15 protein-coding genes are annotated in these 14,210 nt (G+C 71.9%); 6 read left to right on the top strand and 9 right to left on the bottom strand.

The features are described from left to right. Window positions 1–25 precede the first annotated feature (25 nt). Window positions 26–175, top strand: coding sequence for a hypothetical protein (locus WMF28_RS13895; protein WP_020735437.1), 150 nt, complete (start codon window positions 26–28; stop codon window positions 173–175). 261 nt (window positions 176–436) lie between these two features. Further along, complete coding sequence (locus tag WMF28_RS13890) at window positions 437–1,399, top strand: FHA domain-containing protein (protein WP_437602676.1); 963 nt, start codon at window positions 437–439, stop codon at window positions 1,397–1,399. 91 nt (window positions 1,400–1,490) lie between these two features. On the opposite strand, the gene WMF28_RS13885 is transcribed toward WMF28_RS13890, so the two are convergent. From WMF28_RS13885 to WMF28_RS13855, 7 genes are all read right to left on the bottom strand, one after another. Next, the gene (locus WMF28_RS13885) at window positions 1,491–2,630 is read right to left on the bottom strand and encodes an acyl-CoA dehydrogenase family protein (protein ID WP_437580285.1); all 1,140 of its coding nucleotides are present in this window, start codon (window positions 2,628–2,630) and stop codon (window positions 1,491–1,493) included. 76 nt (window positions 2,631–2,706) lie between these two features. Further along, window positions 2,707–2,850 (bottom strand): hypothetical protein, encoded by a 144-nt coding sequence (locus tag WMF28_RS13880; protein WP_165373172.1) that lies wholly within the window; start codon window positions 2,848–2,850, stop codon window positions 2,707–2,709. Beyond that, on the bottom strand, window positions 2,850–3,128 hold the full coding sequence (locus tag WMF28_RS13875; protein ID WP_437602675.1) for a CcmD family protein: 279 nt from the start codon (window positions 3,126–3,128) through the stop codon (window positions 2,850–2,852). The genes WMF28_RS13880 and WMF28_RS13875 overlap by 1 nt, the downstream gene beginning before the upstream one ends. Before the next feature lie 4 nt (window positions 3,129–3,132). Further along, window positions 3,133–3,909: a cytochrome c biogenesis protein gene (locus tag WMF28_RS13870; RefSeq protein WP_437602674.1), complete on the bottom strand. Its 777-nt coding sequence runs from the start codon at window positions 3,907–3,909 to the stop codon at window positions 3,133–3,135. Window positions 3,910–4,086: 177 nt separating this feature from the next. Continuing rightward, a complete protein-coding gene (locus WMF28_RS13865; RefSeq protein WP_437602673.1) occupies window positions 4,087–5,478 on the bottom strand; it encodes a TolC family protein in 1,392 nt (463 codons plus the stop codon). Between the two features lie 59 nt (window positions 5,479–5,537). Then, window positions 5,538–7,025: a sigma-54-dependent transcriptional regulator gene (locus WMF28_RS13860; RefSeq protein WP_437602672.1), complete on the bottom strand. Its 1,488-nt coding sequence runs from the start codon at window positions 7,023–7,025 to the stop codon at window positions 5,538–5,540. 22 nt (window positions 7,026–7,047) lie between these two features. Further along, window positions 7,048–8,196 carry a diguanylate cyclase gene (locus WMF28_RS13855; protein ID WP_437602671.1) on the bottom strand — a complete coding sequence of 383 codons (1,149 nt, stop codon included), beginning with the start codon at window positions 8,194–8,196 and terminating at the stop codon, window positions 7,048–7,050. A 187-nt stretch (window positions 8,197–8,383) separates the two neighbouring features. On the opposite strand from WMF28_RS13855, the gene WMF28_RS13850 reads away from it, so the two are divergent. Next, window positions 8,384–9,358 carry a COX15/CtaA family protein gene (locus WMF28_RS13850; protein WP_437602670.1) on the top strand — a complete coding sequence of 325 codons (975 nt, stop codon included), beginning with the start codon at window positions 8,384–8,386 and terminating at the stop codon, window positions 9,356–9,358. 13 nt (window positions 9,359–9,371) lie between these two features. On the opposite strand, the gene WMF28_RS13845 is transcribed toward WMF28_RS13850, so the two are convergent. Next, window positions 9,372–10,049, bottom strand: a complete 678-nt coding sequence (locus WMF28_RS13845; protein ID WP_437602669.1) for a hypothetical protein — start codon at window positions 10,047–10,049, stop codon at window positions 9,372–9,374. Window positions 10,050–10,109: 60 nt separating this feature from the next. On the opposite strand from WMF28_RS13845, the gene WMF28_RS13840 reads away from it, so the two are divergent. Next, window positions 10,110–10,685 (top strand): DUF99 family protein, encoded by a 576-nt coding sequence (locus WMF28_RS13840; protein WP_437602668.1) that lies wholly within the window; start codon window positions 10,110–10,112, stop codon window positions 10,683–10,685. 7 nt (window positions 10,686–10,692) lie between these two features. On the opposite strand, the gene WMF28_RS13835 is transcribed toward WMF28_RS13840, so the two are convergent. Further along, window positions 10,693–11,832 carry a hypothetical protein gene (locus tag WMF28_RS13835; protein WP_437602667.1) on the bottom strand — a complete coding sequence of 380 codons (1,140 nt, stop codon included), beginning with the start codon at window positions 11,830–11,832 and terminating at the stop codon, window positions 10,693–10,695. A gap of 576 nt (window positions 11,833–12,408) precedes the next feature. On the opposite strand from WMF28_RS13835, the gene WMF28_RS13830 reads away from it, so the two are divergent. Further along, the gene (locus WMF28_RS13830) at window positions 12,409–12,978 is read left to right on the top strand and encodes a bactofilin family protein (RefSeq protein WP_437602665.1); all 570 of its coding nucleotides are present in this window, start codon (window positions 12,409–12,411) and stop codon (window positions 12,976–12,978) included. A gap of 170 nt (window positions 12,979–13,148) precedes the next feature. Beyond that, window positions 13,149–13,973 (top strand): SRPBCC family protein, encoded by an 825-nt coding sequence (locus WMF28_RS13825; protein ID WP_437602664.1) that lies wholly within the window; start codon window positions 13,149–13,151, stop codon window positions 13,971–13,973. The last annotated feature ends 237 nt before the right edge of the window (window positions 13,974–14,210 follow it).

Raw genomic sequence — 14,210 nt, 5'->3', positions numbered from 1 at the left:
CCCGACTCTCGCGTCTTCCTGGGGCATGCAACTCATCGAGGTGGACGTCGGGCGCTTTCGGCTCGAATTCGGCGGCGGGCTCGGGCTGGAGGTCATCCTCCTGTTCAGCCGCTCGGTGGCCTTCTGGCGCTGGGGTGGCGAGCTGGTTGCGGAGGTCAGCGTCGGCGTGAGCTGAGCCGGACAGCCGTCGTCTCGGCCCGCGCCCACCGGCCGCAGCAGATTCGGGGCGCGCAGCGAAAGAGCCCCAGACGAAAAATTCCGGTAGGATTCGGCTCGACCGCATGAGGCCTTGCTGCTGTCTGCCATCCACCACGCTCGCTCCTGCCGCGGCGCCGCCGCAGGCTCGCACAGCGATTCCGCCGTTCACGCTCGAGCCCGGCGGGCCGGCGCGGCGAACGATCGCGCGCGCGGCTTGGCGCATCATCTGGAGCGCGCGATGACCGTGCAACCGCGGATCGACGTCGCCGCCATGCGGCGCGCCCTGTCCACCGCCGAGGCGGTGATGGCGCTGAACCCGCCCGAGTCGCCGATGCTCGATGGATACCGGCTGTTCCGGGTGTCGGGCGGCGACGTCGCGTGGCTGGACATGCCCGCGAACACCGGGGCGTACGCCGTCTTCGGCTCGCACCCGCGCTGCGACGTGAAGTTTGCGTCGGGCGACGACGTGTGCGTGCGCCACCTGGTCGCCACCTGCTGCAACCTCCCCGACGGCGCCTTCGGCCTGCGGCTCATGGATCTGCAGACCTCGATCCCGTTCTTCGTCGACGACGACGTGCCGCGGCGATCGATCGTGGTCAGCGGCCCGCTGCTCGTGCGCATCGGCAAGCATGTGGTCGGCGGGCTCCCGGTCGGGCCGCGCGCCTCGTCGCGGGTGCTGCAGGTGAGCTCGTGCGGGATGAGCGAGCCGCCGCGCGGGATCGAGAGCATCGCGGAGAAGCTCGCCGACAGCGCCGCGCCCCCGGCGCCGACCGAGGGCATCACGACCAGCCATCGGTTCGCTCGCGGGGAGATCTCGCACATCACGTCGGTGCGACCCGTCTCGCACATCGAGGAGATGGTCGCGCCGCGCGCGAAGACCGGGTACGTTCGGCTCACGCTCCAGTCGAGCGAGCGCAGCGCCGCGGTCGAGCTGCCCGAGCAGGCGCTCGACGACGGCGTGCTGCTCGGGCGCGCCGACAACTGCCTGGACCGCGGGCTGCGCGCCGTCCTGAGCACCCACATCTCGCGGACCCACCTGCTGCTCCTGCGCGACGGCACCGAGATCATGGCCCTCGATCTCTGCTCGACGAACGGGACGAGGTACGCGGGCCAGAAGGTCCGCCGCGTGATGATCCCCGCCGAGGGTCTGGCCCTCACCCTGGGCCCCGAGCTGACGCTGATCTGGCACCCGCAGACGTGAAGCCGGCGGCCCTCGCGGCGACGAGGGTCGAGGCCGGCGTCCCTCCGGCCTCGACCCACGCCCCTCGCCGCCGCGCAGCGTGCGGCGCGCGCTACGACAGGAGCTGGCGGGCGATGACGATGCGCTGGATCTGGCTCGTGCCTTCGTAGATCTGGAGGACCTTCGCGTCGCGCATCATCTTCTCGACGGGGTACTCCTTCACGTAGCCGTTGCCGCCGAACACCTGGACGGCGTCCACGGCGGTCTGCATGGCGCTGTCGGCGCCGTAGGCCTTCGCGAAGCTCGAGACGATCGGATCGCGCACCCCGTGATCGAGGTTCCACGCGGCCTTCTGGTAGAGCAGGCGCGTCCCCTCGACGCGGATCGCCATCTCCGCGAGCATCCACTGGATGAGCTGGTGGTTGCCGATCGGCTGGCCGAACGTCTTGCGCTCCTTGGCGTAGGCCACGCACTCCTCGAGGCAGCGCCGCATCAGGCCCGTCGCGGCCGCGCCGATGTCGGGGCGGGTCTGGTTGAACGTCTCCATCGCGAGCTTGAAGCCGTGGCCCTCCGGCGCGAGGAGGTTCTCCTTCGGCACCTTCACGTCATCGAGGAACACCTGCGCGGTGTCGCTCGCCCGCTGGCCGAGCTTGTCCTCCTTCTTGCCGACGCGGAGGCCGGGCGAGTCGCGATCGACGATGAACGCCGCGATCCCCTTGTGCCGGAGCTCCGGGTTCGAGGTCGCGAAGATGACGTAGTAGCGCGCGTAGCTCGCGTTCGTGATCCAGCACTTCTGCCCGTTCAGCACGTAGTCGTCCCCGTGCTTGACGAAGCGGGTCTTGAGCCCCGCGACGTCGCTGCCCGCGTCCGGCTCGCTCGTGCAGTAGCTCGCCATGATCGGCTCGGCGGTGAGCATGCCGAGGTACTTCTTCTTCTGCTCCTCGCTGCCCGCGAGCTTGATGGGCGTGAGCGCGAGGCCGTTCGCGAGGAAGCTCGTCTGGATCCCGGTGCACCCGTACGAGAGCTCCTCGGCGAGGAGGGCGTTCTCGAGCTCGCCCATCCCCGGGCCGCCGTACTCGGCCGGACAGGTCGGGTTGACGAGGCCGAGATTCCAGCCCTCCACGAAGACATCCATCGGGAAGTACGACTTCTGGTCGCACTCGGCCGCGATCGGGGTGACGCGCTCCTTCGTGAAGCGCCGCGCCGTATCGATGAGAGCCTTGTGCTCTTCGCTCACAGAGAAATCGACCACGTGACCTCCGGCTAGTGCGGCGGGGACGGCGCTCACCGAGCCCGCCGGCAACGCGGGACGAGGGCTCGCGCCCCCGTCACTCCTTCATTCTGCGCTTACGTCGCTCGAGCTCGGCGCGCACGGCGCGGCTGCCCAGGATGTAGCCGACGATCAGCCCCAGCATCAGCACCACGGGGATGTAGAGCGCGTGCTGCGGGGTCATCTCCCCGAGGTTCGGCATCAGCTCGTCCCCTGGCCCGCGCCGGCCCGCGCCTTCTGCACGGCGGCCTCGAGCACGTCGATCCGCCGGTCGATCTGCTTCTGGCGGCGCCAGGAGAGGAAGACCATCGCGAAGACGATGAGCCAGATCGCGGCGTAGGCCTCGACGAGCAGCTTCTCTCCGCTCTGCATCTGGTTGCCGCCCTCCACGGGGCGGAACGCCTGCGCTCGGTCGCCCAAGGCCGTGTCCGTCGGTTGCTGCAGGGCCGCGTGGGCGAACAAGGAATGAAGGGATTTCACGTTATCAGTCCTCTCCGATACCGACTTCGAGGGCCTCTTGCTCGAGCTCCGCGAGCCGCGCCGACGCGAGATCGACGCGGAGGCGCGCCCACAGGAGCGCGAGGGAGAGCAGGGTGAAAGAGAGGAAGCCGAGGCCGAGCGCCAGCTTCATGTCCGGGTGCCCGAGGCCGCCGCCCTTGCCCGTGATGACCGTGGGATGGTTGCCACCCCACATCTTCACCGAATAATGGATGATCGGCAGGTTCGCCGCGCCGAGGACGCCGAGGGCCGCGGCGAACTTGCGCTCGGCATCGCTGTCGCCCGTGAAGGCGCGGAGCACGACATAGGCGATGTAGATAAGGACGCTGAGCAGCGAGGTCGTCAGGCGCGGGTCCCACGTCCAGTACACGCCCCACGCCTTGGCGGCCCAGAGCGGGCCGGTGATGAGGACGATCAGGCCCATCGCCACGGCGACCTGCGCGCCGGATTTCGCCAGCGAGTCCCACCACTGCGTCCCGCGCGCGAGGTAGCCGGCGGAGCCGATGAAGCAGGCGGTCGCGCCGAGGTACATCGCGTACCCGGCTGGGGCGTGGAAGTAGAAGATCTTCTGCACGATCCCCATCGAGGCCTCCGTCGGCACGACGTAGGCGACGAAATGGAGGGTGCCGATGATGGCAAGGGCCGACGCGGCGAGCAGGACCGAGAAGGCGATGCTGGAGCCTCCCGACGCGCCGCGCGCCGCCGTGTCCCCGCTCGCTGCCAAAGCCACCCTGCGCGGCGCCCGCTCGTCGTTGGCTCCCATGCTAGCGCGCCACCGTAGTGCCAAGGACGGTCGCGTTCAAGCCGCGGTTGGGGTCGGACGCGGGGCGGGCGAAGGTCGGCGAGGGGCGGCGAGGCGGCGGCGAAGGTCGACGAGGCAGCGGCGAGGGCGGGAGGCGCGGCGAGGCGACCCCCTCGCTCAGCGCGGCCGCCCCCTCGGTCAAGTACCATCCGGAGCGATCGCGTCCCAGCCGGTCGCCTTCGCGAGGCGCGACATCGCCATGTCGAGCTCCATCGTCGCGTTCAGCTGGTTGAAGCGGTTCGTGGCGTACGCCTTGGCTGGATCAATCAAGTCCTTTTCCGCCATCGTCCCGACGTCGATCCCTGTCTGCACCATCACGAGCCAGCGCTTCCCGTACCTGGCCGCCTTCGTGTAGGCCTCGAGGCGCTTCTGGGCCTCCACGACCTCGGCGTAGGCGGTCTCGACCTCGGTCGCGACCCCGCCCATGGCGAAGCGCTGCGTCGCGGCCATCTCCTCGAGCTGCGCCTCGGCGAAGCGGATGCGCGCCGACTGCGGGAGCAGGTCGAGCTTCCATTGCAGCACGAGCGCGGCGCCGTAGTGGAAGTAGTTGCCGGGGTCGCTCGTGAACGGGTTCAGCTGATCCGCGACCTCGGGCGCGGCGCTCACCCCGACCTGCAGGCCGATGCCGATGTCGGGGAACAGCTGCGCGCGCGCGAGCCGCACCTGCGCGGACCTCGCGTCGAGGCCCGCGCGCGCCTGCGCGAGCTCCGGCCGGTACAGGCGCGCCGCGGTCAGGTATCGGCTGACGTGCCCGAGCTGGTGCTTCGGCGGGCGGATCGGGACGTCGGGGATGTCGAGCTCCGCGACGCCCGTGTAGAAGCGCAGCCCCGCCAGCGCGACCGAGACGTACTTTTCGACCTCCGCCCCGCGCGCCTCGAGCTCGGCCCCGAAGGTCTGGAGCTTGAGCAGCTCGATCGGATCGCCCTCGTCGCTCTCGACCTGCTCCTCCAGGCGGCGGAGCGCCCTGTCCATCTCGGTCCTCACGTCCGTGAGCAGGCTCCGCGAGTCGCGCGCGAGCTGGAGGCCGAAGTAAGCCTTGCGGACGTCGAGTCGCACCGCGTCCCGCTCCTTCTCCACGCTCGCCTGGCTCACGCGGACGTTCGCCTCGGCGGCGTCCCAGAGGCTCGTGATCTTCCCGAAGGTCCAGAGCGGCACCACGCCGTCGATGTTGGCGCGCCAGGCGACCCCGAGGCTCGAGGTGAGCGAGACGTCGGTGTTCGGGCTGAAGATGTTGTTGCCGCGGACGGTCGGCGCGAGGGCGACGCCGCCGGTCAGCTTGAACTGCGAGAACGGGGCGTAGCGGGCCTCGTCGAGCTGCGCGCGGACCTGGTTGAGCTTCGCGCGGGCGGCGAGGACGTGCGGGTGATTGCGGTCGGCGAGCGCGAGGACGCGGGGGAGATCGTGGATCATCGCCGCCTGTCTCGGGGGAGCCGCGCCGGTGTCGGCGGCGGCGGCGGGGAGCGGGGCGAGCCGGACCGCGAGGGAGACGGCGGCGGCGGCAAGGGCACCTCGTGCAGCGCGTCGGGCCATTTTCGGCGCAACGTAGCACGAGCCGGCCACGCGCTTGCGCGGCGCGCGGCGCGCGCGCGTCAGCCCGCCTCGTCCCCGTCCGGCGCCGCCGCTGCCCCCGCGCCTTCCCCGTCCCCCGCCCCGTCCCCCTCGGCCGCCTCGTCTCCCCTCGACGCGACCTTTTTCTTGAGCCTCCGGAAATTCGAGCGATCCATGCCCGCCTGGCGCGCCGCCTCGCTGAGGTTGTTGCCCGTGCGCTGCAGCAGGCGCCCGATGTAGATCCGATCGAACGCGTCGATGGCGCGCTCCTTGGCTTCCGCGTACGGGAGCTCGCAGAGCTGCGCGGGCAGGACGAGCGCGTCCCTCGGAGGGCGCCGATCCGGCCCCGCGCGCCCCGACACCGAGGGCGGCAGATCCGCGGGCAGGACGGCGTCGCCGCGGGCGGAGAGCACGGCGTGCTCGATCGCGCTCTCGAGCTCGCCCGCGTTGCCCGGCCAGGCGTGCTCGCGCAGGAGGCGCGCCGCCTCGGGGCCGATCCGCTTGACGTCGCGCTCGTGCCTGCGCGCGCACCGGTGCAGGAAGTGGCTCGCGAGCAGCGCGATGTCCTCCCGGCGCCGCCGGAGCGGCGGCAGCTCGATGACGATGACGCCGAGGCGGTACAGAAGATCCTCCCGGAACTGTCCGGCGGCGGCGCGCTCCCTCAGATCGGCGCACGTCGACGCGATGACACGGACGTCGACGCGGCGCGGCTCGCCCCCCGGCCCCGCGACCTCGCCGCGCGTGAGGACCCGCAGCAGCCTGGCCTGCGCCGCGAGCGGCAGCGCCGAGACCTCGTCGAGGAAGAGCGTGCCGCTGTCCGCCGCCTCGATCAGGCCCCCGCCGGCGCGCCCGTCCGGCGAGGTCTCGCGCTCCCCGCCGAAGAGCTCCTCCTCGGCGCGCGACGCCGGGAGCGCGCCGCAGTCGACCGCGACGAACCGCCGCCCGGCGCGCGGCCCGCGCCGGTGGACGGCGCGCGCGACGAGCTCCTTGCCCGTCCCGCGCTCGCCCGACAGCAGGATGGGCGCGCCCACGGACGCCACGCCGAGCGCCCTCCGATACGCGTCCTGCATCGCGGCGGAGCTCGCGATCACCTCGCCGAGCTGCTCGTGCTCGCCGACGCGCTCCTCGAGGGCCCTCGCGCGCCCGGCGAGCCGCCGGCGCTCGACGGCGCGCTCGATCGCGATCGAGAGCGCGGCCTCCGGCTCGACGGGCTTCATCACGAACGCATATGCGCCGGCGCGCACGGCCGCGACCGCGGCGTCGACCTCGTCGTGGCCGGCCATCACCACGACCTCGACGTCGGGGTACGCCGCCTTGATCTGGTCGAGCACCTCGGCGCCGCTCATGCGCGGCATGGCGAGGTCGAGCAGCACCGCCTCGACGCGGGTGGTCGCGAGCAGCCCGAGCGCCGCGGGGCCGTCCTCCGCGGTGAGGACGTCGAAGTCGCGCACGAGCGCGCGCGCGAGGCCGCGGCGCTGGGCGGGCTCGTCATCGACGAGGAGGATACGGGCGCGAGCTCTGGCGTTCACGAGGCGGGGCGGCGGGGCAGGACTAGATGGGCTTGCGTGAGGTGAGCGGCGCGAGATCGGCGCCCCGGCGCGTCTGCGGCTCCCTCGGCTCGTCCTGGGCCGCGGGGAAGGCGGGATCGCTGGACCGCCGGAGCTTGCCCGGGGGCGGCGGGGGCGGCGGCTCGGCGCTCCCGGTCGGCGTGTAGATCTGGCCGTGCTGCTGGAAGACGCAGATCCGGTTGCCGCCCTCGCGCTTGGCCTGGTGGAGCGCGCTCTCCGCGGCGCGGATGAGCGCGTCCTTGGAGCGGACGTCGCGCGAGGGGTAGAGCGAGACGCCGATCGACACGCTGCACGGCCTCGACGCGCCGCCGAACTCGACCGGGTTGCCGGAGGCCTCGCGCCAGATCCGCTCGGCCACGGTCAGCGACCCGGCGAAGTGCGTGCTCGGCAGGACGATGAGGAACTCCTCGCCGCCGTAGCGCGCGATCACGTCGACCTCCCGGACCGAGCGGCGGATCCCGTCGGCGATGCGCCGGATCACCGCGTCGCCGAGCGTGCGCCCCCCGATGTCGTTCATCGCCTTCAGCCGATCGATGTCGACGAGCACGCAGGCGAACGGCTCGTGGTAGCGCTCCGCGCGCTTGAACTCCTCGTTGAGCCGCGTGAAGAGGTAGCGGTAGTTGTAGAGCCCCGTCATCTCGTCGTGGATGGAGAGCTGCTCCAGGTAGGCGCGCTGCGCCGCGACGTGGTCGTGCAGCCGCTTGATCCGGAGCATCGCCCCGACCCGCGCGAGCAGCTCCTCCTCCTCGAACGGCTTGCACACATAATCGTCGGCGCCGATCTTGAGCCCCTCGACCCGGCTCGCGGTGTCGGTCTTCACCGTGACCAGCACGACGGGGAGGAACGTCTCTGCGGTCATGCTCTTGAGCAGCCGGCACGCCTCGAGGCCCGTGAGCCGGGGCATCACGATGTCGAGGAGGGCGAGGTCGACCCCTCCCCGGCCGATGAGCTCGATCGCCTCCTGGCCATCGTCGACCGCCTCGACCTGGAAGCCGGCCTTCTGGAGGATGCTCACGAGCATCTGCCGCGCGAGACGGTCGTCGTCGGCGACAACGATCCTGGCCGGTCGGCTGCTCAGGAGCTCGACCGGCACAGAGAGCGGAGCGCCACGGATGTCCTCGCTGTTCGGCACGGTCACATCCTCCCTTCGGGCGGGGCCGGGCGCAACGAGATCGCACGCTCGCGGAGGCCGCCTCTCGTCGCCGGGCACGCCGTCTGCTCGTCGGCACCGCGCCGCGCGGGCCCTCGCATGAATCGCGCGCGCGTTGCCTGTCGCGCGCGAGCTGTCATCGCCCCGGTTTCGCGGTAAGGACCTCCGCATGAATCAGGCGCGGTTCTGGAAGCTCGCGGCGGTCGCGCTGGCCTTCACGCTCGGCGTGATCGTGTGGGGCGCGTTCGTGCGCGCGACAGGCTCGGGGGCCGGCTGCGGCAGCCACTGGCCCACGTGCAACGGCGACGTCATCCCACGATCTCCGAGCGCGGCGACCTTCATCGAGTTCACGCACCGCGCCACCTCGGGCGTCGCCTTCCTGCTCGTCGCGCTGCAGCTCGTCTGGGCCCTGGTCGCCTACCCGACGGGCCACCCGGTGCGCGGCGGCGCGGCCGCGTCGATGCTGCTCATGGTCACCGAGGCGGCGGTCGGCGCCGGCATCGTCCTGCTCGAGTACGTCGCCAACGACGCGTCGGCGGCCCGCGCGCTCTGGATGGCCGTGCACCTCATCAACACGTTCCTGCTGGTGGGCGCCATGACGTGCACGCTCTACTGGGCGCGCGGGGGCCGGCGCGTGCGCCTGCGCGGCCAGGGCGCGACGGGCGCGCTGCTCGCCGCCGCGCTCCTGGGCGTCCTCGCGGTGGGGGTGACGGGGGCCATCGCGGCGCTCGGCGACACGCTCTTCGCGGTGGGCTCGCTCCGCGAGGGGCTCGCGCAGCATTTGTCGCCCACGGCGCACTTCCTTGTGTCGCTGCGCGTGCTGCACCCGGTCGTGGCGGCGGTCGTGAGCGTTTACCTGCTCTACGCCCGCGGCGCGATTGCGGCCCGGCGCCCCTCGCCGCTTGTCGAGCGGCTCGCGGCGGCGACCGGAGGGCTCGTGCTGCTGCAGATCGGCGCGGGGGTCCTCAACCTCCTGCTGCTCGCGCCGGTGTGGATGCAGCTCGTCCACCTCCTGCTCGCCGATGCGCTGTGGATGGTCCTCGTCACGCTCGCGGCCGCCGCGCTGAGCGAGCCGGCCGGGGCGGCGGACGCGGGCCCGCGCGGGGAGAAGACGCAGCCGGAGGCGGTCGCCACCCTGGGGTAGCCCGACGCGGGGACTAGAGCTCGCTCGAGCTCTCGTCGCTGCCCGCGGGCTCCTGCGAGATCGTGCTGCGGACGGCGCGCTTTCGCTGTTCTTCGGCCTGCGTCGGGGCGCGCTGCTCGGGGAGGGACGGGGGGAAGTCGACCTGGAGCACGATCCCTTGATCGGTCTCGACCACGCGGTAGGTCGCGTCGGTCTGCGCGCGCAGGTCGATCACCATGTCGAGGTCGTTGCCCTGGTCGACGAGCTGCACCTGGGTCACCGGGGTCGCGAAGAACGAGGTGACGAGCGGGAAGCGGTTCGTCTGGATCGCCCCCGCCCCCTTCATCCGGTAGACGAGGCGCCCCGCGGCCTTCGACTCGGCGACGTCGACCTTGCCGCCGTGGATCTGCACGAAGACGCGCGAGCCCCCGGTCGGGAGCATGCGGAAGCCGGGGAAGGTGGCGACCGGCCGCCCGGTGAGATCCACCGGCGCCTCCTTCGGCTTCGGCTTGCGCGCGCGCGGGGCGCGCTTCCGGGGGGCCTGCGCGGCGCCGGTCGCCGCCTTCTGCGGGGCGGCGGGCTTCGCCGGCGCCGAGGCGGCGGCCTTCGGGGCGGCCGGAGCGCCCTGCGCGAGGGCCAGCGGCGCGGCGAGGCCGAGGGCCAGCGAGAGGCTCAGCGAGAAGCTCAGCGAGAGATGCCGGGGAGGTCGCACCGGACCAGTACAGCACGACCGCCTGGCCCGGAGAAGACGGCAGCACGTTAAGCTCGACGCGTGCCGCCTCGAGTCGCCCACCTCTCGCACGTCATCGGCGTCGACGACGCGCCGTTCGCCCGCGACCACCGCGGCGACGTGCCGATCGTCGGGACCGTCTTCGCGGGGCTGCGCCTCGAGGGGGTGCTCTCGACCCGCGTCCGCCGCGACGGACGGAACGCCACGCCGGCGATCGCCGCGATGATCCGCGGCTCCCGCTTCTACGCTCAGGCGCAGGTGGTCATGCTCCAGGGCATCGCGGTGGCGGGGTTCAACGTGGTCGACGTCGCGGCGCTGCGCGACGCCCTCGCCCTCCCGATCGTGGTGGTGGCGCGGCGCCTCCCGAACCTCGACGCGATCCGCGACGCGCTCCTGTCGCGCGTCCGGGGAGGGCGCCGCAAGTGGGCGCTCATCGAGCGCGCCGGCCCGATGGAGCCCGTCGCGGGCGTGTACGTGCAGCGCGCCGGGATCTCGCTGGAAGACACGAGCGCGCTGATCGCGCGGCTCTCCGTGCACGGCCACCTCCCCGAGCCGCTGCGCGCCGCGCACCTCATCGCCGGCGGGCTGACCACCGGCGAGAGCCGCGGGCGCGCGTGACGCAGCGCTAGAGCTGCCGCCGGCCGGGGGCGCTGGCGGTGCCCGGCTTCTCGACCTTCTCACCGCGCCCGGTCACCTTCGAGTAGATGACGTCGAGGTTGGCGGTGATGTCCAGATAGAACTGAGCTTCTGGGCTGTAGAAGAAGCTCCGCCGCTGGCCGTCATAGCCGAGCTGCAGGTTGGTGTTGTTGTACCCGAGCGTGAGGTCGACGACCTCGAAGATCGGGTAGTTCAAGCTGACGTCGAAGGCCGTCTGGGGGACGTAGGTCGTTCCCTGGGAGCCGTCGTACGGGGCGCAGCCGGTCTGGGTGGCGACACACCCCTCTTCGAACTCGTGCTTGAAGTCGCTGAGCAGCCCGAAGCTCGTCGCCAGGGAGAGGTCCTTGTAGAGCGGCAGGTCGACCTGGAGGCTCGTGGACAGGCGATCGAGCGCCAAGGATGCCCCGGTCAGCTGATCGTCGGGCGCCACCTCCCCGCTCGGGGTCATCCGCTCTCGCCCGAAGCCACCCTTCACCGGCGTGTACGACTGCGCGAACAGGTGCGCGTAGGTCACGCCGAGCGTCGCCGTCAGGTTGTTGAGCCCGTCGGCCTTCGCGCCGAGCAGCTTGACCTTCTGGATGATCTGCGGGCCGACCGACACCGTGAAGTACTTGCCAGCGTTCCAGCTCGCCGGCGAGGTCGGCAGGGTCAACCGCAGCCGCATGGCGGCGTCCGTCTTGTACTCTCCTCGCTCCGCGCCACCGCTCTCCCAGAGCTCGCGGCTGTACCGGGCGTTGAGGGCCACGTCCTTGAACTGCGGCTCCCGGTAGTGCGTCGTGATGTCGCTGTTCGTGAGCTCGGTGACCCAGCCGATGTCGGCGGACACCGCGACTTTGTCCTTGGGCCGATCGAGCACGTAGAAGTTCGGCCGAAACGTGAAGTCCCAGCCGTAGACCTGGATGGCAGGGATGTACTCCCCGCCTACGCCGAAGAGGGTCGTGCTGCCGCCCTGGTTCCAGGTGAACGTCGACCCGCGCCAGCGCAGGGTCGTCTCTTCTTCGTCCTCCAGCACGGCGTCGGCCGCGGTGACCTGGCTCCACCGCACCGCAGGCGAAGCGGCCGGCCCTGCCTCGGGTCGCGGGGTCGCCCTGGGAGACAGCGGCTGCACCGGAGGCGCGGGCTCCGCGGGTGGCGCCGGCTCGGCGGGCGGAGCAGCAACGGGCCCAGCAGCGACGCCAGGGGCGCCGGGAGCCGCAGGGGCGCCGGGAGCCGCAGGGGCACCGGGAGCCGCAGGGGCGCCGGGAGCAGGCGGGGAGGCTTGCGGCGCAGCAGGCGCCGGAGCGGTCGGCTGAGCTTGCTCGGCGGGCGGGACCGGATCGGTCGGCGGAGCTTTCGGCGGCTCGGGCGGCGTCTGCGCGGACGCCACCGAGATGCTGCCCAGGATACCGGCAGCCACAAGCAACGATCGGAACGTCATCTCCACTCCCTCTCCTGGTCGCTTCGGACCCTCACGCTCCACCGCGCGCCCGGCCAGACGTCCGCCCGCGCTCCGCACGCCCCCCGGCGTTCAGCCCGCCGGGAACCCTGCTCGGTCGGCCCCCTCTGCAGAAAACGTACCCTGCCCCAATAGTACGCCAATGAATGGAAATAATTGAGTATTTATGGCTACATCCGAGGGCGCGTTACCCCGCTGACGCGCGCCCCCGTTGCGAATGTGACGATGCCTGAAGTAAGCCAACGGGCCATGGAGCCGATGTCCTTCCCGGGCGACAGGGACTCGCCCCTCTCGTCGCGATCCCCCGGAGGCCCCCGCGGCGACGACGCGGGGGGCCTCCGGCCCACCGAGATCAACGCCCTCCTGGGCCGCGGCACGCACTTCGAAGGCAAGCTCTTCTTCGAGGGCCGGGTGCGCATCGACGGCAGCTTCCGCGGCGAGATCCGCGGCGAAGACGTGCTCGTGATCGGCGACGGCGCGCTCGTGATCGGGGAGATCCACGTGGTCACGTGCATCGTCACGGGCGGCGAGGTCCAGGCGAGCATCCGCGCCCGCGACGCCATCGAGCTCTACGCGCCCTCCAAGGTGACCGGCGCGCTGCACGCGCCCGCCATCTCCATCGATCGCGGCGTGCAGTTCGACGGCTCCTGCAAGATGGCGCCTCTCGAGGAGGAGCCGGGCGAGCGGCCTCTGCGGCCGCCCGCGGCGTCCTCCGAGCCCGACGCCGACGCCGTCGGACAAGCTGCGAGGGCCGCCGAGGACAGCGGCAGCGCCGCGCAGCGCGGCGCGGCCGCGAAGCGCTCCGACGCCGACCGCTGAATTCCGACCTCCGTCGAGGATCGCACAGTTTCTGTAACGTGCAGGGGTGCGGCTGCCCGCTCAGCGAGGTACATGTAGTGAGTGGCTGCGCTCTCGCCCGCCCGAGGCGCACGCCCACGACGTGACCGGCAGCCCACACACCGACGGACGTTGCTCGCACAGGAGAGTCCATGAAGAAGTTGTGGTCCCTGTCCCTGATCGCCTTCTCGCTCGCCGTCCTCGCCCTCTCGCTCTCGCCACGCATGGCCCGCGCCGCCGACGCCGAGTCGGAGAAGCTCGCGTCGCTCGGCAAGGCGCTCCGGTACACCCTGAAGACCACCGGGCCGGCCTCCGCGATCGACACAGGGGGCGCAGCGATCCTCGTCAAAGCGCCCCTGCCGGCCGTCCGGAAGCTCGTCACCTCCTACGGCAGCTACAAGACCTTCATCAGCTCCTTTGACCAGAGCCGCGTGCTGGCGAAGCGCAAAGGCACGAGCGAGGTCTATCTCCAGGTGCCGATCCTGAACGGCGCCGCGCACATCTGGACCGTCGCCGACATGTCGCCGCCCACGAAGGACGGCGCCGACGAGGTGATCTCCGGGCGTTACAAGCGCGGCAACGTCTCCGATTTCCGCGCCCGGTGGCGGCTCCGCGCCGTCGATGAGCACCACACCATCGTGAAGCTCGAGCTCTTCGTCGACCCGAAGCTCCCCTTCCCGGCCTCGGTCGTCACCACGCAGCTCGTCCGGGCGGCCGACAGGGCAGTGACCGCGGTGCGGACTCGCGCACAGGCCGCGGCGCCCGCCAGCGCGCGGGCGAGCACCACGGCCGCCGCCGCCCCCGGCGCCGCCGCGAGCGCGCCCGCGACCGCCCCGAGCGGCTCCGCCCCGGCCACGCAAGCCGACGAGCAGAGCCGCACGCCGGCGACTCCCGCCCCGCCGCCAGCGACCGTGTCCGAGCGGCCGCCGGCCGATGACGACAGCGTGCGCCGCCAGAAGGACATGGCGCGCCGGTAGCTCCCCTTTCGCCGACTGGGCATCTCCCGACAGAGCGCCCAGGCCGCCCGCCTTCCCCGCTGCCGCCGTCAAAGCTGCTCATGACTCTCGTCGTGAGGCCCCGTCGCCGTCGAACCGCCGCCGCGCACCGCCGAGCCTGTTGATAACCGAGGAGCGCCCCGGGCGTGCCGCGGCGCGCCCGCTTGCTTGCAATTCCGCGGGCTTACAGAGGATCGCTGCCCGGACCGTCCGTGGTTC

It is taken from the genome of Sorangium sp. So ce590, assembly GCF_051521365.1.
GTDB lineage: Bacteria > Myxococcota_A > Polyangia > Polyangiales > Polyangiaceae > Sorangium.
Note: the sequence above shows the minus strand (reverse complement) of the source record. Positions and strands in the feature narration are given on the sequence as shown.